Source organism: Pseudoalteromonas rubra (assembly GCF_001482385.1).
Lineage (GTDB): Bacteria > Pseudomonadota > Gammaproteobacteria > Enterobacterales > Alteromonadaceae > Pseudoalteromonas > Pseudoalteromonas ardens.
In genome coordinates this window covers 1,200,585-1,218,534 of the sequence record NZ_CP013612.1, presented here as the reverse complement: position 1 = coordinate 1,218,534, position 17,950 = coordinate 1,200,585, and the positions used below count along the sequence as shown (strand labels likewise).

The window sequence follows — 17,950 nt, the reverse complement described above, 5'->3', positions numbered from 1 at the left end:
TAACCTTACTCGAATGCCAAAGAGTTGCTGTTACTACTGCGGTTTGAAATGTTATTTAATGTAACTCTTTCTGGTAATTGGTAATTTTATTGGTAAAGTACAGTTGTTCTGAATAAGGAGTGGGTGAAAAAAGTGAAACGTCTGTCAGGTGTGATTGGCTCTGTGTTGTTTAGCGGTACGGCTTTGGCCAACTGTGACACTCACCCCGAAAACTGCATTGAGGTATCACAATGGGAGGTTTCCATTGCACTCGGGGCAGGTGTTGCAACTAACCCTTTGAAAGATAGCGATCACTCTCCTCTGGTCGTATTACCTTATGTGCGCTATTACAGCGACCGGTTCTTTCTCGATAACACCGCTATCGGTTACACTTTTTTTGACCATCGTGCATTTGATGTCAGCTGGATTGCTGAACTCAATTCTGAACAGGCTTTCTTTAGCCGCTCCCGGCCTGGTACCTTGTTGCGCTCAAATACACTTTCCCCGGACATCAGTGAACGGGTTAACTTACCCCAAATCGATGTCAATTCCGGTGACAATGGTGCTGATGCAGATGGGGGAGACAGCGTCAATCCGCCCAATAAAGTCAGCGTACAAGTCCCGGTCACCGACGTAGAACAAGACCCAAAACTGACTCAACAGCCTTCGTTAACCTTCGACGATCTAGCAAAACGAAAATGGGCGATCGACAGCGGTATATTGGCGCACTGGTACATCTCCGAACAACAAAAGCTGACAGTAAAATTACTTCACGATGTACGGGGGATTTATAAAGGGTTTCACGGCTCAGTGGGATATAGCTACAAGCTGCCGTTCGGCGACCCTAAGTATGCTCAGCTTCAATTTAAAGTGGGCGTCGATTACAAAGACGCAAAGTTAGGAAGTTATTATTACGGTATTACTGAAAGAGATACCGAACTTAGCCACTTTCGTTACCAAGTGGACAGCACTTTCAACCCTTACATTGGCGTCGCATACAACCACAAACTGAGCGACAGCTGGCAATTTAAATTCACCGCAAAGCACCAATGGCTTGGCTCAAGTATCGCAAACAGCCCTATTGTTGATGAAGACTATACAACCTCAGTCTTCATTGGAGGCTTGTATGCGTTTTAACTGCGCCTCGTACGGCCTGTCGGTTGGTGCATTGGTGTGGTGCACGTTTTCGGTGCAAGCCGCCTCAGAGCCTCCTCCGCTGTTCGAGATAAAGCCACTGGTCTGTATGGTAAAAACACAAGGACAAACCTGCCAGATGACCATACGGGTTAACTGGCATCATGCTGTACAGGAAAACCTTTGCCTATATCAGGCAAACGCTCGCTTGCATTGCTGGGAAAGTAGCAACAAAGGCACAGCCAAGCTGGCCGTCAAGCTGGCACAAAACATGGAATTCAGTTTGCGGGATACACAGCAAAATACGCTTGCCAAAAAGACCGTCAAAGTCAATGCTGTTGTCAGCACTAAGTATCGCAGGAAACTTAAAACAGATTGGAGTTTATTTTAATGACCAAAGTCATACTGGTAGAAGATGATGAGAGACTGGCTCAGCTCACCGGACAGTTTTTGCAAAGTAATAATTATGATGTAACCCTGATACACGATGGGGCGCTCGCGCCAGAGAAAATCATCAGAGAGCAACCCGATGTGGTGATCCTGGATATTATGCTGCCCAACCTGGATGGCTTCGAAATATGCCGCCGGATCAGACCAGACTACTCAGGGCCGGTGCTATTTCTGACTGCTAAAGACAGTGACTTTGACCATGTCAGAGGTCTTGAAATTGGTGCCGATGACTATGTTATCAAGCCAGTTGAGCCCTATGTTTTACTCGCCAGACTCAATGCACTCTTGCGTCGCCAGGGTAAACAAACTGACAGTACAGATCAACTCACGCTGGGCCAGTTGCGGATCGATAAAGCCGCGCGTAAAACCTACCTGAGTGAACAGGAAGTCGAACTGACAAGTTATGAATTTGATTTGCTTTGGGAACTGGCCCGAAACGCCGGTGATACACTCAGCCGGGAGCACATATATAACCAGGTCGTTGGCCGACCGTATGATGGGCTGGACCGCAGCGTCGACGTCCGGATCTCCCGACTGCGCAAAAAACTCAATGACAACCTGGAACAACCCTACCGATTAATCACAGTTTGGGGTAAAGGATACTTGTGCTCTAAATCAGCCTGGGACTGAGGCGCGATGCTGCGTTTACTTGTCAGCCTCTATATTGTGGTATTTGCCAGTATTATTGCAATTAACCTGGGCAGCGAGGCGATATGGCGAAACTGGGTGGAACAAGCGCCCGATGATTTACGTCACGCGACTCAGGTTGCTAAAAACTATCAGCAGGCACTGAGCTACCTGCAGAAAGACGAGCTTGATTCCTACCTCCAAGCACAGCCGCAGCTGACCGTATTTCCATACGAAGATGTCGCTTGGTTACCCGAACAGCTGGCGGCACTTAAACAGGGCGAGATAATCACCTCCTTTGACGATAAAGGTAATGCCCTGCTGCTTTTTGTGGTTAACAACAGTACCTCTGTCGTTCAGCTTGGCCCATTTGCCCCTGCCAAGTCAGCCAAAGTGAAGCAATACACCATTAAATTGCTCTCATATTCCTTGCTGGCCCTGCTGCTGGTCATCTGGTTAAGGCCACTTTGGATTGACCTGGTACAACTCAAGCGTACATCTGAGAAGCTTGCATCAGGCTCGCTCGACCTGACCCCCACCAGATCCAGGTTTTCAGCCATATACACATTGACTCAGCAAATTGAAAGAATGGCGTTGAAAACGGCAAGCCTGATGAGCAATCAAAAACAGCTGGTCAATGCTGTCTCCCATGAACTGAGAACCCCATTGGCACGGTTAAAATTTGCCCTGGCAATGCTGGCACCAAAAGCACCGGAACAGGTCTCAGCCATGGAAGAAGACGTAACCGAAATGGAAGTACTGATTGATGAAATGCTCAGCTATGCGCGATTGGAGTTTGCCAACCAGCAACTGCACATGCAGCAATGTGACCTGGCACCGCTGATACTGGACCAACTCGATAAACTCGCCCGCACCAGCAGCAAGCAACTGGTGACCGACGTCGTCAGCGATGTCCCGGTTAAATGCGATCCCCATCAGTTAACCCGGGTCATACAAAACCTGTTACAGAACGCTGATAAATATGGTCAAAGCACCATTCGGATCACCTTGAGCAGACAACACAATATGGCTGTGTTTCTGGTTGAGGATGATGGCCCCGGCATTCCTGAATCAAAGCGTGAACAGGTCTTCCAGCCGTTCTCCAGGCTGGACAAGAGTCGTAATAAGGATACAGGCGGATTTGGCTTAGGCCTTGCTATCGTCAGTAAAATACTGTCATGGCACCACACCGATTGCCAGATTGATGATTCTGAGCTGGGTGGCGCCCGCTTTACCCTCAGGCTGCCACTTGTAGCCTAGCATACATGCTGATTAAAACTTCACGGAGCCGCGCATCGCTTTGGTTTGCGCCCGTTTATTTTTGCTATCGAGTCGCTTTCGCTGCGAGCTTCGGGTAGGTTTGGTTGCACGGCGTTTTTTTTCCACTTTCGTTGCACTGAGGATCAGCGCTTTCAACCTGGCCAGCGCGTCTTCTCGGTTCTGCTCCTGAGTGCGAAAACTCTGCGCTTTAATAACAATCACACCTTCTTTACTGATGCGGCTGTCCTGCAAGGCCAGCAATCGCTCTTTGTAAAACGAGGGTAAGGTTGAGCGCTGAATATCGAACCTCAGATGAATGGCAGAAGATACCTTGTTGACATTTTGCCCACCCGCACCTTGCGCTCTGATCGCTGATAGTTCAATTTCCCAGGCTGCCAGTTCGACATGATTTGATAGCTTTAACATAGTGACTACGACTTGTTGTTCTGGGGTCTATCATAACAAGTCGCATGTACGCTAGTCTATCTTGGCGCGCCCAAACGACTTGCTATTGCAGGGGAAACTTTAGCTGCCCGACAGGCGGGAGCCAGAGTCGCAACCTGACCCAGTAACATCATACATACTCCGCCCAAGGCGAAGAATTCAGCGGGCACAATTGCCAATTCAAACCAGTTACTAAACTGCATATTCAGTACAACCGCTGCAACACAGCCAAGCGCTACACCAAACAAAGTAAGCAGCGCATTTTCTAACATAAAATAGCCCACAATCTGCCCTTGCTGCGCGCCAAGCGCCCGGCGGATGCCGATTTGTCGAATACGCTGGGTGACAGCAAAACGCGCCTGACCAAATATGCCAAGGGCTGTGACTAAGGACAAACAGCCAACGACCCAGAGTAAGGTCATACTCGCCGCGTACTCAGCCTGATAACTTTGCTGTTTAACTTCAGCAAAAGTCATCAACTCTTCAATCTTCCGGCCATGTCGGCGCATCAAATAATCCGCCGTATTCGCCATCACCTGAGCCTGCTGACTCGGTGCGCTGCGCACCAGATAATAGACGTATTCACTGGTTTCTATCACAGGGGCCAGCACACTGTGCTCCACGACCACCCAAAAGCTCCAGGCGGCCTGCAAACTTTTCACCACACCACGAACCTGCTGAGGCCGTTTATCAATATAAAGTGTCATGCCTACTGCCTGGCGCCAGTCATCCGGATACAATGACTGTGCGAGCGTCTGTGTAATGATGATCTCCGTCGCGACACGAAATCCGTCCGTGTCTGCATAGAGCGGGGCTTGTGTAAAGCCCTCCCCAGCAACCAGTGTCAGTCCCATGGTCTCTAACAGGGCGTTATCTCCCCCATAGTATCCACTGAACGTATCGTAGTCTCCGTCAGCTTCTGTCGCGACTTCCAGAAAATTTCCCCACCCAGTTAATGGAACACCCGAGGTAACAGAGGCATTGATAACGCCAGATATCTCTTTCAACGCCAGCAAATCTTGCTCAATATCCGCGGCTCTGGCAGCAGCATCGCCCGGTAAGTTGGTGAGAACATAAAAGGTATTTTGCTCATCCAAACCACTTGGCCGGGATAATAAACTTTGCTTTTGCACTGCCATATAAGCGGCATTCACCAAAATCATAAAGGTGACGGCAATTTGCAACACAAACAGCATCGGTGCGGTCCGACTGTGATTCAGCGTTTTGAGAATAGGTAGCAAGTCTCGCATAAGTTGTCCCTCACACACTGTTTAACTGGCTGGCCGGCTCTATCCGACTGGCTCTAAAGACAGGGAAAAGACCAAAGAACACACTGACTGATATCGCCACCAAAGGCGTCAACACCAGAATATACAGATCCATTTGCATCAAATCGCTGCTCAAGTGCTGATATACCCGACTGCAAATAGTGAGTCCCAATTGAGCCAGTACCAGACCCAGTACACCGCCAAATATCCCCATCAGCACAGTTTCGACACTGAACTGAATAAAAACCTGTTGCCTGCTCGCGCCCACAGCACGGCGTAACCCAATCTCTCCAGCCTTGCCATGAAACTTTGCCATCATGAGGTTGGTACTGTTCAATAAACATAGCAATAGAAAACACAATGACAGCCCGAGTGCCACCCGGTTATCGTCAGAAATAGCTTCGCGCTCAGTCAGGTACTCAGTAGGTGTACTCAATTTATTGACTATTTTGCGCTGAAAACGTCCCAGCACACGCTGTTCCTGAACGTAGGAATAGAGGAATTCCTCGTAAGAACGGCGTTGATTGGTATCTTGTAGTTCCACCCAAAAGTAAACCCAGACACATTCAGATGCCAATAACGCTTCGAACGAGCTGTCTTGTGGATCGCGCCAACATTCAAACGGCTGTAAGTTTGCAGACCAAAGGGCGTTACGCACTTGGGTTTCAAATGGAATGAACACATCTCTGGGCTGACGAAAAGCATGCATGGCTTCGCCATAAAAGCGCGGCAGGATTGGCCAGGTGTCCAACACCCCGATAACACGATACTCCAGTGCGCCCAGCGTAATGGACTGACCAACCGAGTTCTGACCATTAAACAGCCGTTGATTAACATCGGCACTGATAACAGCAACTCGCTCCCCTAGCCTATCGGCCTCAGCAGACCAGGCAGTACCAAACTTCATCGGGGCGTTAAAGGCAGTAAAGAAGTCCCGGCTGGTAGAACGCACCAATGCTGTTTTTGCAACAGAGTCTGGCTGCTCTGGAAGCTTTAACTGATCCCGATAACCACTAATAGGAACATGTGATTGGGCACGGTTTGCCCGCCATAAGTTTTGCGCGTCCTGAAAAGTAAGATAAGGCGGTACCCGCTCTTCTTCGCCCTGACTATAATAGGCTTTTTCCGGGCCCCAGCTGTTAAGCTGGACCAAAAACAGGGTGTCTGACTTACCAGGCACAGGTTCTTGGTTCATCATGTAATTGATAGTGTAAGTGGTCATTGTCGCGGCAATACCGACCGCTATAGTGACCACAATTAAGGAACTTAATAGTGGAGTCTGTTTGAAGCTTATCCAGGCCAGTTTGAAATAATATCTCATCAGCATGCTTCCTCCACCTTGTTGTACCCGAAAATAGCGCCGGGTCGGCACGATCATCGTTGTGATCGCGCCTTCGCGTTGATTAAATTACTGGACGACTCTCACACGCTCTGCACTATTAAACATGCGCGTATCAGAAATGATGACCGTATCACCTACAGCCAGCCCCGACAGGATCTCTACCTGACCAAGACTTTTCGATCCCAAACTTATGGACTTTTTCACTGCACTGCCTTCGTCCAGTACATAGGCATACTTGCCGCTGTATGCATCGACAAACTGACCTCTGGGCAAATAGGTAACGCCTGATTTTTCTTCCAGCACAATCCGACTGGTTAAGCGTTGATTTTGCCTCAGGCCAGTGATCTCTGCTTCCTTAAAGCGGATCTTGCCTTCCACCTGACCTCGCACTATTTCGGGCGATATTGCGGTGAGTTCACCTTCATAAGCGCGGCCATTTAAGGTAATTTGAGCAGGCATTCCCAAAGCCAGATCATCGGCATAGTTTTCCGGAATATTGACCTCAACCTCGTAATGGGACAAATCCACCACACTCAGCAGCGGCTGATTTTTCACCACCGTATTTTTCTGATCGACGTTCAGGTTACCCACAATGCCGTTAACCGGTGAGCGAATTTCCAGCGAAGCGACACGTCTTTTTAATTCGTCCACCAAAACCTGTTGAGCTTGCAATTCAATGGCACGTGTTTGGATCTCAAACTTCTGGCTTTCCTTCAGCAAAGCTACTTCTTTAACCGCCAGGCGATGCTCTCGCTGTGCGTTTTCCAGTTCATCTTTGGCTTTTTGGTAATCTATATCACTGACCACCTGATTCTTTTTGCCTTCTTCATTGCGGCGCATTTCACGCTTTGCCGCATTCAGCGCCACGATTGCTTTGCCCAGATAATTCTCCTGAGCAAGATCCTGCTTTTTAGCCTGAATTTTTTCTCGTTCCAGTTGCGTGCTGAGGCGCGTTAACTCTGCCAGCTCCTGAGCCAGCAAGCTTTTCAGTTCTGGGCTGTCTATCTGCGCCAACGGCTGGCTCATTTCCACCGAGTCTCCGGCAGTCACCAAATAAGTAACTGTTCCTTCTGCCGGGCTATATAGTGTAGGACGACGTGACGCTATCACGCGGCCTTGAACAGAAATATCCCGCACAAATTCACCACGACGTACTTCCGCCACATGAATGTTTTCCATTCTCACGGCGCTCTCTCCACTTGCCCATGCAAGTATCTGAGGAACAACAAAATAAAATGAAATAAATACACCAGCGATGAGCAGGAAATAGAGTTTGTAGTTATGTTTTTTCTCTAGTTGGCTGTCCTGAGCGCTGGTATCGTCGATATACTGCATGCACTACGTCCTTGAAACTAAAAAGTGTTGATCAATACCAGGCTCTGAAAATAGCAAAACTCAATCTAAATGTCACCAACAATAAACATTTTATTAATACTTTAATCAGTTTGAAAATTAATCTGGGTACATTATTGAACTTACTTGACTAATTCTTGCACCAAGAAGCATTGTTTGTAGCGGATTTAGGTAAGTTTGTTAAGTGATAAACTGGCAAGAGCAGTGGAAAGCGCGGCCTCCATGCCGCCGCAAGTGCTTGGGAATAACTGTAAATACTGCATAATCATATTCTAACCTGGACGCCACCTCCTATTTCGTTCAGTTTGGGTCGAATAAATTTTCTACTTTTCAATAGAGTTGCTCCAGTACGCTTGGGGCTATACTAAGCAACCCGATTAAACTGGCGCGCCAGTAGCAATTCGCTGTCACACAATGCACGCTTGATCACCTGCATCATATTCTTACCTTTGGCTCGAACAGAGACACTGGGTAATCCGGGCAATAACACTTCCACTTTACAGATAGTCAAAACGCCGTGGCGCTGACAGGGCTGCTCATCCACATCAATGCGCACTTTGCGGATATGGGCGTCATAGCGCATAAACTTGTTGGTCGCCAACTTTGCGAGCTGCGCCTTAGTCGCCTGCGCAATACGCTTGCCTGTTGCTCTGAAATTTAGTTTCATAATGCTATCAACCTCTTGTACAAAGCCAGCAATTTACTGGAAATTGAACTCATATTGTTGCGTCGATGAGGCTAATCTACTAATGTATTTAAAAAGAAAAAAGCTGATTAATTCTTAGCAAAACCTCGAATATTACGAATGATAACGAACATAAATTACAACCACCTGTATTACTTTTGGCAGGTTAGTCGTCACGGCAGCATTGCCGCGGCCAGCAAAATATTGCATCTGACACCCCAAACCATCAGCGCACAGATTACCAGTCTGGAGCAACGTCTGGGTAAGCAACTGTTTTTAAGAGAAGGCAGAGGATTACGACTGACCGAGTACGGACAACTCACCCAGCAATATGCCGATGACATGTTTGCCATTGCAGAGGAATGGCTGGAAACCACCAAGGGTGATCTTGCCTCTATCAATCGAACACTGAAGGTCGGTATTTCCGATGCGCTGCCAAAGTCTCTGGTCTCTAAATGGTTGGCCCCCCTGATTGATAACGAGCGTATTTCCAATCTGCACTGCATTGACGGACAACAAGCTGAGCTGCTGGCGCAAATGGCCACGCACAAACTGGATCTGGTGTTGGCGGATAAGCCCTTAGATGGTGATACCCCGTTCAAACTTTTTTGCCACGAAATCGGTAAGAGTCAGATCGGGTTTTATGGCATGAAGCAAGTTCAGGCCTTAACCGGTGACAACTTTCCGGCTGCATTGGCCGACACACCAATCATACTGCCAGCCAAGAACAGTCCGGTCACCAGCGCCATTCAGTACTGGCTCAATGAACTCAAAATCGAGATATCTGTTGCCGGTCATGTAGACGACAGTGCATTGATGAAAGCGCTGGGGCAACAAGGGTTTGGGGTATTCCCTGCACCTTTGTCTGTACGCGAAGAAATAGAGCGACACTATGATGTGAATTTCATAGGTGCAATCGAAAACGTCTATCAGAACTACTATGCCTTTACGCCTGACAGACTCATCAAAGACTCGATTTATTCCGAGTTTGTGCAACATGCGCGCAGCATAGATGACAATCAGGAACCAACATGAGTAAACCCAGAATAGCGATCCAGTATTGTGTTTTATGCCAGTGGTTACTACGCAGTGGCTGGCTTGCCCAGGAATTGCTGTCAACGTTTGCAGATGAGTTGGCCGAGGTCGCTCTGGTCCCGGCCAGTAAGGGTGTATTTAAAGTCTATTATAACGATATCCTGATCTGGTGTCGGGAACGTGATGGCGGTTTTCCGGAGGCTAAAATTTTGAAACGTCGGGTACGGGATCAGCTCGATCCCGGACGTGATATGGGTCATATCGACAGTACCGGTTAAAGCCAAAAAGCTAGAGCTTAAAGCGTTCAATAAGCTGGGTCAGCCTGGCTGCAAAGCCACTGAGTGACTCACTGTCTTTGGCCATGAAGCCCATTTCCTGTGAGTTACGTGCAGCCGTTTCCTGAACATCTTTCATCAGCCCGGCAATACTCTCGCAGTGCGTTGCCTGATGATTTGCGGCGTCGAGTACCCGCTCACTCAATGCAGTTGCTTGTTCTATGGCTTCACTGACCTGCGCCATATTACTCGCGAGCACTTCACTTTGCTGGGCACACGCACGAACATCCTGCTCCCCATTTTGGATTAGAGTCGCGGTCGTGTGCGTATCAGCCTGTAGAGCCGCGATCATTTTATTGATCTCCTGCGTGGCATTTTGTGTACGAATAGCCAGTTGTCTGACTTCATCAGCAACCACCGCAAAGCCCCGACCTTGCTCTCCGGCCCTTGCGGCCTCGATGGCCGCATTTAATGCCAGTAAATTCGTCTGCTCAGCAATTGCGACTATCGTATCCAAAATTTTTCCTATGTCTTCACTGTGTGCCCTGAGCCCGTCCATCGCCCCCACAGATTCGGTCATCGTGCCGCTTAATGACATGATCTTTTGCTTATTGTGCATAACACTATGAGCCGTTTCCTGATTTAGTCGCTGTGCATGCTTAAGTCCGGACACACCATCCCGTGACTGTTCAGACACATCAATGGCACTGCTGGCAATATTAGACGCAATGTTCAATGCATTGTCTGTCCTCTCAACCTGCGCCGTTGCCCTGCTGGTCAGGGTTTGGCTGCGCGCCAATGATGAACCTGCTAAGTCTTTTAATTCATATACCTGAGTGTCTATTTCTTCCATCAAGTTACTGAGGCTTTGCTTTACCTGATTAATATTGTTAGTCAGGGTGCCAAACTCATCATCCTGACGTTTAACCATTCGCCTGGAAAAATCACCACTGGCAATATATCTCAGCATTTTATTTACAGCAGCAAGTGGAATAAGCATCGCACGGCTTGTGGACAGTGCTATCCAGACCGCTAAAATGGCAAAAACTAAAACCAATATCAGGGCCGCATTTTGAGCCTGCTCAATCAATTGGTCTGATGCCTGCTGATATAAATCAAACTGGTTCTGGGTCTGACCTTGGATAACATCGATCTGGTTAAATAAGTCGGCAAAGGCCTGCTCGGCACGCCGATAACTCCCCATAGCGGTTTGCTGTCCCCTGTAGCGCTGCTCAAGCGCCTGATACAAAGTGCCAGGCTCTTTTAACTGACGAACAATGTGCTCCCAAGCCGGCTCAAACTGCTTAAGTAACGGTTCAATTGGCAGCCCAACAGACTGACGTTTCAGGTAAGTTAAGTTGTCACTGATGTTATCAACGATAAACCCAACATCCTCGCGATGGGTTGCAAGGCTATCGGGGCTAAGTTGCGCGAGAGATTGCACATTATTTTCCAGCGTAAACAGCAGATCATCAATGCGGATCCCAGTCCCCGCGACTTCCTCTCTCAGTCGGGTATCCGTTGTTTCAATTAACTCGATATCCAACATCGCCATACCCGCAGTGTTTCTGTGTTCAAAAAAACGGTCTACGCCTTGCTCAATAGTATATGCAGCACGAAATTGTGCCTGACGTGCGGCGAACAAAGCGTCTGAAAATTGCCGCAACTCGGCACGGACTGAGGCAACTTCCCGAAGCGGCTGCACCACGCCAGGATTATCTGCCGAGCGCATTTCTAACTCATCGAGCAACGACTGCGCACGCAATTCGGCCTGGTTAAAAGCGTGCTGTACCTGCTGTATACCGGACTCATCACCCGCACTGTATGCTTTGGAGACTAGGTTACTGATCCTGAGTTGCTGTTGCTGGAACTGCTCGGCGGCATGCAAGATGGGCTGGGCAGTGTCTGTAACTTTATGATTGGCACGCTGGATCTCTAACAATGCCCAATAAGCTAACGCACTGGCAATAACCAGCAACATACCAATACCACCAAACCCCAGGGTGATTTTGTGCTTGATGGAAAGCCGCAACGGCAACATGGCTACCCCTTCCTTTACCGCCACCTAACTTATTCATATACGAGCAGGCGACAGCGCTAAATATGCGAGTTATCAGAAAAAATACACTATAAATATAGATGTAATTAATACACTACGAAATACGATTATTGGTATTTGTCACTTTGTTTGAATAAGGCAACCTCAACTGGCTGAAAAAACCTGCCTTTAAAACACCATTTCAATTGATCAGCGCTAGCGGGACCTCGGTTTAGCTATTCATACCTTGCCTGATATTTTCCGGTACCTTTTTGGACCATTGATGACCATGAAGTCATATTATTGATAATGTGCCTGCATATCACTCCAGGTAATAACAGTTAACTGTATTGAACTGGGTACTGGGTACTGGGTACTGGGTACTGGGTACTGGGTACATAATGTTCTTAAAGCTGTGCGTTTGACACGCCAGACACCATGCCTATAACGAAAAGAAAAGTTTCAAACCTAACTGATTAGCAAGATTACTTATTGGCATCTTTGCGAATTTGATCCAGCAGGTCTTCGTCTCCGATCATACGCTGCATCAGGTTATAAACCTGATTATCAATATCGTTGTCGTATAATTTCAGAATATCGTTTGCCAGCTGCCGCTTAAGCCCCGGATATTGCTCATCGTTCGCCTGATAATATTGCGACATCAGACCTTCTGCAGCCGTTGCTCGCATGTAATCGTTTTCTTCTTTTTCAACAATATCCAGCAAAGAACGCGCTATACGCGCGTCTACCACTGGCGTTTGTGCAACGACATCCAGTGCCTGAACTCTGAGTTTATCATCGTACTGCCCGCGGCTGATTTTAATCACAGCGTCCACCGTATCGTAACTCATGGTGTCCATTTGGGTGCGATTCAGCACATACATATTCATCTGCAACTGACCCATCGCCGACAAACGGTCAATCACAGGTAGACTCTCATCCAACACTTTTTGCTGTAATTGTCTGCCCAGTTTATCGGCATATTCAGGATCGGTTTTCAGACGCATCTCATAGTCATCAGGCAAGTCCTCATAAAAACCATAAACCGGATTACTCTGCCTGTGCTCAGCACGTTCTTGCTGCTCCTTTTTCTCCAGGATGGCTAATACAGATTCCTCAAGTGCGTCAGGAGAAGACGATGCAGAGAAAGTGCGATTCTCCAGTTCGAGAACACGCTCCTGTAAATAACGCACTTGCTCCTCTAATTGCTCAATATGCTGCTGTTTTTTAACCAAGCTGCCTGCCTCGACAGGCGCATACCGTTCGCTGTCACCTTGCAATGATGCATTTTCTGCTGATTGAACATCAGATGTGCTACTGAGTGCTGGTGACTGGGTAACGTGGCTGTAGAGTGCGACGCCAAGCGCACAAACCGAAAAAGTAAACGACAATGTTGTTTTAAATTGTGACATATATTTCCTCTCAAGCCTGGCAATCTACACAAAAAGCATTGCTTTTGCATGGAGAATACTGTTAAAAGTTGTACCTTCAACAAACAGGCCGAGATAACAACAAGGATCCAGGATGGTTGCCCACAGGCATACGGTAAAAATAAGTGTCTTAATCATCGCACTCGCCATGCTCGATCTCATTTTCACTCTGCTCGGCGTGTGGTCTGTGGTAGGTGAAACACGCAACTGGGTATTAAGTTTTGAAGCATTGACCCTGACTTTATTGCTGTGTAATTGTTTAATGATAAGACAAGTTATCGGCCAACATCAACACGCACGCAGTTATCGGCCACTTTCAAACCTGGTGGTGTTTTCTCTTCTGCTTTGTCTGGCGGGCGACGTTGTTAACTTCAACCTGACTCAAAACTACTTCCAACATAGTGCCATAGTAAAACATGATTACCTCGCAGACTCTGTGTGGTTTTTTATGCCCGGCTATCTGCTCTTATTTCTCGCCTGCTGGCGTTTGCTGGGCTATTCAGGCGCTAAGGTAGTTTACTTTATGATTGCCACGCTAATTACCTCGTTGCTGGCCTTATTCAGCTACTTACATATGCACTTACCTGGCAGTGGCTGGTATGTCACGCTCTTAACTGGTGGCTATGCCATAGTCATAGCACAAGCTGCATTGTTAGGTCTGTGTTTACTTATCAGCTCTGATATACCAAAAACGCCGAGGGCGATTCTGGCACTCGGTATGATACTGGCCACTGTTGCAGATGCACTTATCGGCCAATTTTGGATCTTTGGCAATGAAGGACGAGGCTACTACCCTCAGATCAGAGCTATCAACTGGGTCGTTTATATTACCTCGCAAGCCATTGTCATTCATTTGCCCGCGATTACACTTAACCGTGATCATAGCTTTTCCCGCACCTGCATGACGTAGTCAATCTCTCTGGTGCTGAGTTTTAAAGCATCCTTAAAATTGGATCGTCAGTGTGTAATACTGACCCGACTTATGCTGTGCCTGCCAGCCAAAACAAGCACACACGCGTGACACAATGCGAGTGCCTAACCCCTGCCCCTGATGCGTTTGCTGTGTGCTAATACCATTCGTGAAGATAATCCCATCGCTGTCCAACGACACTCGGAGCGTGCCCTCACCGTGTTGCAGCGCATTTTTGCCTATCTGCTCCAGGAGCAAATTCAGCAAACGCGACTGCACAGGCTTACTTATTGACTCTGATGGGATTTCCAGCGTGATCCTGAGCCCCTGTTGCTGCCAGTGCTGTTGCCATGTTTGCAAAAATACATTGAGATCAATTGACGTCAGCCGGACCTGATCGGCTTTACACAATAACAAGATGGCTTCACTCAGCGACGCCAGATCCTGCCCGGCCTCTTCGAGCTGGGTCAGCAAAGGTAATGCATCTAAAGGAAGTTCATCAAGTTGCTCAAAACGTGAGATCGTATTGTGGATTTGAGCCAGCGGCGTGTTAAGTTCATGACTTAAAAAAGCGGAATAAAGCCGTTCCTGTTGCTGCGCATAACGCTGTGCATACGCATCCGTTGCAGCGAGAATGGAGTGGTAAGAGAGCTCTTCAAATTGCGGCGTCTGAGTTTCATTCTCCTGTAAAGATACGCTCTGCAAAGATGCCGTCAGTCGCCCTGATTCACGCGCAATACGCCGGTGTATTGGCCACCAGGCCACTGCAGCGAGTATTAACAAGGCCAGCGTCAGCGCAATAAACACCGCCACCAGACTTGGCGAATCCTGACCACTAATACGATGAACAATATACAGCGGCTCGAAGGCGGTTTCTGTGTAGCGCAGAGCATATAGATAATCATCTGACAGCATCAGCAGTTGCGAGATTTCCTGCTCCTTTGCCTCTGGCCCAAGCCCTTGCTGACGTAAAGCTTGCTGATAGTCTGTGGGTAAGTCATGCCAATTACCCATTAACTTACCACCATCCTGGTATGGCAACATTAACTGCCCCGACAACGCCACCTCAAGGTCCTGATAAAGATAATATTCTGAGGTCCCATCCCAGGCATAGTGATACACCTGACTGGCCACCCAGATCCAAATTAAGGAAAACAGTCCAAACAGGGCAAACAACCATCGTACGAGATACCACCTGAGTGTTTTTTGCCTCATAAACTCGGCTCTCTTAATGCAACGCCCTGACCTTTAAGAGTTTGTATGACAGAGGGTTCATCGTCACGACTCAGGTTATGCCGAAGCCGGGTCAATAGCGATTTGTACATATTGTTATTGACCTCACTGTCAGGCCAGACATGGCGTAGGATCTGAGCTTTGCAAACAGGTGCGGGGGCCTGCTCCGCCAGCAAAGCAAGCAGCAGCCATTGCTGGGGCGACAAAACGATGGTGCGGCTGCCGCGGGTGACAATTTTTGCCGAAAAATCCACATGCAGGCTGCCAAGCTCAAATACTTGATTATGTTTGCTTACCTTGCCCGCCAACAACTTAATCCGAACCGCCAGTTCAGGCAGGGCAAAGGGCTTGGTCATATAATCCAGTGCCCCTGCCGCAAAAGCAGCCAGTTTGTCATCCAGATCCGTTGCCGCAGTGCAAAACAATACAGGCGCATCAAACCCGGCCAACGACTGCTGTAATAAACTCAACGCATTACCATCTGGTAACGCCATATCCAGCACGATCGCATCATATTTATCGAAAGTGGCCGTTTGCGCTGCAATGTCTTTTGCGCAGCTCAAGGTTGCGGCATAATCCACCTCGATTCCCTCAGCATTGAGAAAGTCTATCGTTTGTGCTGCCAGTACGGCATCGTCTTCAACCAATAAGATCAGCATTTAACCTCTATACTGTTACTTTGTGGTTACCATGCTACTGATAGTGTATCGGCATCAATGAGGAGTCAACAATGCGAGCAACAAAGATGATCACAAGCAGTTTTCTGATAGCCGGTTTAGCCCTCAGTGGCTGTAACTCTGACAATCAAAGCAACAACCAAACCACAAATCCATCAACTTCAACAAATTCAAATGTTGAGCAAACTAACGAAGCACAAAGCGCGTCCATGGTGTTCACCAACGGGCGAATTTACACCGTTAATGCCGAGCAACCCTGGGCACAGGCGCTGGTACTTCAGGGTAATAAAATCGTCCTGGTCGGGAGCAACGAAGAAGCTCAAATGTATATCAGTGACACAACACAGCATATTGACCTACAAGGTAAAATGATGCTTCCGGGGTTTCACGATGTGCATATGCACCCGCTTGAATCTGCTTCTGAAGCCACCCAATTTACCGTACCCGCCGCTGCATCGGCAGGGGAATACATAGACGAAGTGGCTTATGCCGCCAGTCAGCACCCTACCGCTAGCTGGTTGATTGGCTATGGCCATGAAATCTCGACCCTATTGGAAATGTCCGACTCACCACTGGCGGTACTCGACGAAGCCGTGCCAGACCGACCTGTGATTATCATGGAACAAACTTCTCACTCCATGTGGGTTAATAGCAAAGCGCTTGAGCTGGCGGGCCTGTCAGCAAGAAGCTTAGATCCGATTGGGGGTGTGCTGGGTCGCAATGAACAAAACCAGCTGAATGGTATTTTGTACGACAATGCCGGAAACCAGGTCATGGAGCTGGCAATGCAGTCTCTTCCAGATGCAGCACAAAGTGACTACCTTGGCCTGCTTGAATACACCATGCCAGAGCTTAACAAGGCGGGGATCACTTCCATCAGTGACGCCCGCACCTACTGGCAACGCGGTCACCTGGAAACTTGGCAACGCGTTGCGGATGAAGACAAGCTAACATTACGTGTTTCGCTTGGGCTATGGGCATATCCGCAAATGGACGACAACACTCAGCTTGCCAAACTCAAATCCTTATATCAGAACAACTCAGCTGAGCTGTTACAGGTAAATCAGGTCAAATTCTATATGGATGGCATTTTAGTCAATACCACCGCAGCCATGCATGAACCTTACCTGGAGAATTGGCTTGAGCTGGATGGCAATCGTGGCCTCAATTACTTTACTCAGGCGCGGCTTGAAAAATACATCAAGGCACTGGAGCCAGCAGGGTTTGACTTTAACATTCATGGGATTGGCGATCGTGGTATTCACGAAGCGTTAAATGCCATTGATAATGCCTCAAATGGTCAGGCCCGTCACCGCATCACACACCTGGAAGTCGTTGATCCTGCTGATCTACCGCGCTTTGCCAAGCTGAATGTGATTGCTGATGCACAAGTCGCCGGAGATTTCACTGACCCGAGCCACTGGCCTGACACCATTCCACTGATTGGCGCCGATCGAGCCCAGGATCTGGTGCCCATTCGCAGCCTGGCCGACAATCAGGCCACACTCACCCTGTCGAGTGACTGGAATGTCAGCCCGTTTAACCCGTTTATCGGTTTAAGTAATGCGGTGTCACGTCAACCACAGGCCATTTCACTGGCGCAAGCTATTGAAGCTTATACGCTCAACAGCGCCTATGCGATGCGACAGGAGCAGCGAGTCGGTAGTATTGAAGTGGGCAAATTAGCCGATTTAGTGGTCATTGACCGCGATCTATTCGAAGCCGGCGCCAACGAGATCCGCAATACACAAGTGGTAATGACACTATTGGATGGCGAAATTATTTACCGGCGTTAAATTAATTAAGGGGC

The 17,950-nt window shown here is 48.2% G+C and carries 17 protein-coding genes; 8 read left to right on the top strand and 9 right to left on the bottom strand.

Annotated features, from left to right (window positions below; translation table 11 throughout):
* The first annotated feature begins 123 nt into the window (after window positions 1-123).
* From AT705_RS24025 to AT705_RS24010, 4 genes are read left to right on the top strand one after another with little or no spacing between them, the layout of a single operon-like run.
* Window positions 124-1,116 carry a MipA/OmpV family protein gene (locus AT705_RS24025; protein ID WP_058798836.1) on the top strand — a complete coding sequence of 331 codons (993 nt, stop codon included), beginning with the start codon at window positions 124-126 and terminating at the stop codon, window positions 1,114-1,116.
* Window positions 1,106-1,504, top strand: a complete 399-nt coding sequence (locus AT705_RS24020; protein ID WP_058798835.1) for a DUF3019 domain-containing protein — start codon at window positions 1,106-1,108, stop codon at window positions 1,502-1,504. The genes AT705_RS24025 and AT705_RS24020 overlap by 11 nt, the downstream gene beginning before the upstream one ends.
* Window positions 1,504-2,193 carry a response regulator gene (locus AT705_RS24015; protein ID WP_058798834.1) on the top strand — a complete coding sequence of 230 codons (690 nt, stop codon included), beginning with the start codon at window positions 1,504-1,506 and terminating at the stop codon, window positions 2,191-2,193. Before AT705_RS24020 ends, AT705_RS24015 begins: the two co-directional genes overlap by 1 nt.
* Before the next feature lie 6 nt (window positions 2,194-2,199).
* A complete protein-coding gene (locus tag AT705_RS24010) occupies window positions 2,200-3,450 on the top strand; it encodes an ATP-binding protein (RefSeq protein WP_058798833.1) in 1,251 nt (416 codons plus the stop codon).
* Between the two features lie 12 nt (window positions 3,451-3,462).
* Here AT705_RS24010 and arfB read toward each other — a convergent pair whose 3' ends face one another.
* The 5 genes from arfB to AT705_RS23985 all read right to left on the bottom strand — a co-directional run bounded on the left by arfB (window position 3,463) and on the right by AT705_RS23985 (window position 8,524).
* A complete protein-coding gene (gene arfB, locus AT705_RS24005; protein ID WP_058798832.1) occupies window positions 3,463-3,876 on the bottom strand; it encodes an alternative ribosome rescue aminoacyl-tRNA hydrolase ArfB in 414 nt (137 codons plus the stop codon).
* A gap of 56 nt (window positions 3,877-3,932) precedes the next feature.
* Complete coding sequence (locus AT705_RS24000) at window positions 3,933-5,144, bottom strand: ABC transporter permease (protein WP_058798831.1); 1,212 nt, start codon at window positions 5,142-5,144, stop codon at window positions 3,933-3,935.
* A gap of 10 nt (window positions 5,145-5,154) precedes the next feature.
* The gene (locus tag AT705_RS23995; RefSeq protein WP_237113854.1) at window positions 5,155-6,483 is read right to left on the bottom strand and encodes an ABC transporter permease; all 1,329 of its coding nucleotides are present in this window, start codon (window positions 6,481-6,483) and stop codon (window positions 5,155-5,157) included.
* Window positions 6,484-6,570: 87 nt separating this feature from the next.
* Complete coding sequence (locus tag AT705_RS23990) at window positions 6,571-7,839, bottom strand: efflux RND transporter periplasmic adaptor subunit (RefSeq protein ID WP_058798829.1); 1,269 nt, start codon at window positions 7,837-7,839, stop codon at window positions 6,571-6,573.
* Window positions 7,840-8,221: 382 nt separating this feature from the next.
* On the bottom strand, window positions 8,222-8,524 hold the full coding sequence (locus tag AT705_RS23985) for a hypothetical protein (RefSeq protein ID WP_058798828.1): 303 nt from the start codon (window positions 8,522-8,524) through the stop codon (window positions 8,222-8,224).
* 138 nt (window positions 8,525-8,662) lie between these two features.
* Between AT705_RS23985 and nhaR the strand changes: the two genes are divergently transcribed.
* Together nhaR and AT705_RS23975 are read left to right on the top strand one after the other, a co-directional pair.
* Window positions 8,663-9,577: a transcriptional activator NhaR gene (nhaR, locus tag AT705_RS23980; RefSeq protein WP_058798827.1), complete on the top strand. Its 915-nt coding sequence runs from the start codon at window positions 8,663-8,665 to the stop codon at window positions 9,575-9,577.
* The gene (locus AT705_RS23975; protein ID WP_058798826.1) at window positions 9,574-9,855 is read left to right on the top strand and encodes a SelT/SelW/SelH family protein; all 282 of its coding nucleotides are present in this window, start codon (window positions 9,574-9,576) and stop codon (window positions 9,853-9,855) included. Before nhaR ends, AT705_RS23975 begins: the two co-directional genes overlap by 4 nt.
* Before the next feature lie 10 nt (window positions 9,856-9,865).
* Here the strand turns inward: AT705_RS23975 and AT705_RS23970 are convergent, their stop codons facing one another.
* Together AT705_RS23970 and AT705_RS23965 are read right to left on the bottom strand one after the other, a co-directional pair.
* A complete protein-coding gene (locus tag AT705_RS23970; protein WP_058798825.1) occupies window positions 9,866-11,893 on the bottom strand; it encodes a methyl-accepting chemotaxis protein in 2,028 nt (675 codons plus the stop codon).
* 482 nt (window positions 11,894-12,375) lie between these two features.
* A complete protein-coding gene (locus AT705_RS23965) occupies window positions 12,376-13,302 on the bottom strand; it encodes a hypothetical protein (RefSeq protein ID WP_058798824.1) in 927 nt (308 codons plus the stop codon).
* A gap of 112 nt (window positions 13,303-13,414) precedes the next feature.
* On the opposite strand from AT705_RS23965, the gene AT705_RS23960 reads away from it, so the two are divergent.
* Window positions 13,415-14,230, top strand: coding sequence for a hypothetical protein (locus tag AT705_RS23960; protein WP_058798823.1), 816 nt, complete (start codon window positions 13,415-13,417; stop codon window positions 14,228-14,230).
* A gap of 33 nt (window positions 14,231-14,263) precedes the next feature.
* Here AT705_RS23960 and AT705_RS23955 read toward each other — a convergent pair whose 3' ends face one another.
* Together AT705_RS23955 and AT705_RS23950 are read right to left on the bottom strand one after the other, a co-directional pair.
* Complete coding sequence (locus tag AT705_RS23955; RefSeq protein WP_058798822.1) at window positions 14,264-15,445, bottom strand: sensor histidine kinase; 1,182 nt, start codon at window positions 15,443-15,445, stop codon at window positions 14,264-14,266.
* Entirely contained in the window at window positions 15,442-16,122 is a 681-nt protein-coding gene (locus AT705_RS23950; protein ID WP_058798821.1) for a response regulator transcription factor, read from the bottom strand. The genes AT705_RS23955 and AT705_RS23950 overlap by 4 nt, the downstream gene beginning before the upstream one ends.
* Window positions 16,123-16,193: 71 nt before the next feature.
* On the opposite strand from AT705_RS23950, the gene AT705_RS23945 reads away from it, so the two are divergent.
* On the top strand, window positions 16,194-17,936 hold the full coding sequence (locus tag AT705_RS23945) for an amidohydrolase (protein ID WP_058798820.1): 1,743 nt from the start codon (window positions 16,194-16,196) through the stop codon (window positions 17,934-17,936).
* Window positions 17,937-17,950: the final 14 nt, after the last annotated feature.

Excerpts from the sequence above, each read along its gene's own strand:
- AT705_RS24020 (WP_058798835.1), top strand. The coding sequence starts at position 1,106 with ATGCGTTTTAACTGCGCCTCGTACGGCCTGTCGGTTGGTGCATTGGTG.
- AT705_RS24015 (WP_058798834.1), top strand. The coding sequence starts at position 1,504 with ATGACCAAAGTCATACTGGTAGAAGATGATGAGAGACTGGCTCAGCTC.
- AT705_RS24010 (WP_058798833.1), top strand. The coding sequence starts at position 2,200 with ATGCTGCGTTTACTTGTCAGCCTCTATATTGTGGTATTTGCCAGTATT.
- arfB (WP_058798832.1), bottom strand. The coding sequence starts at position 3,876 with ATGTTAAAGCTATCAAATCATGTCGAACTGGCAGCCTGGGAAATTGAA.
- AT705_RS24000 (WP_058798831.1), bottom strand. The coding sequence starts at position 5,144 with ATGCGAGACTTGCTACCTATTCTCAAAACGCTGAATCACAGTCGGACC.
- AT705_RS23995 (WP_237113854.1), bottom strand. The coding sequence starts at position 6,483 with ATGAGATATTATTTCAAACTGGCCTGGATAAGCTTCAAACAGACTCCA.
- AT705_RS23990 (WP_058798829.1), bottom strand. The coding sequence starts at position 7,839 with ATGCAGTATATCGACGATACCAGCGCTCAGGACAGCCAACTAGAGAAA.
- AT705_RS23985 (WP_058798828.1), bottom strand. The coding sequence starts at position 8,524 with ATGAAACTAAATTTCAGAGCAACAGGCAAGCGTATTGCGCAGGCGACT.
- nhaR (WP_058798827.1), top strand. The coding sequence starts at position 8,663 with ATGATAACGAACATAAATTACAACCACCTGTATTACTTTTGGCAGGTT.
- AT705_RS23975 (WP_058798826.1), top strand. The coding sequence starts at position 9,574 with ATGAGTAAACCCAGAATAGCGATCCAGTATTGTGTTTTATGCCAGTGG.
- AT705_RS23970 (WP_058798825.1), bottom strand. The coding sequence starts at position 11,893 with ATGTTGCCGTTGCGGCTTTCCATCAAGCACAAAATCACCCTGGGGTTT.
- AT705_RS23965 (WP_058798824.1), bottom strand. The coding sequence starts at position 13,302 with ATGTCACAATTTAAAACAACATTGTCGTTTACTTTTTCGGTTTGTGCG.
- AT705_RS23960 (WP_058798823.1), top strand. The coding sequence starts at position 13,415 with ATGGTTGCCCACAGGCATACGGTAAAAATAAGTGTCTTAATCATCGCA.
- AT705_RS23955 (WP_058798822.1), bottom strand. The coding sequence starts at position 15,445 with ATGAGGCAAAAAACACTCAGGTGGTATCTCGTACGATGGTTGTTTGCC.
- AT705_RS23950 (WP_058798821.1), bottom strand. The coding sequence starts at position 16,122 with ATGCTGATCTTATTGGTTGAAGACGATGCCGTACTGGCAGCACAAACG.
- AT705_RS23945 (WP_058798820.1), top strand. The coding sequence starts at position 16,194 with ATGCGAGCAACAAAGATGATCACAAGCAGTTTTCTGATAGCCGGTTTA.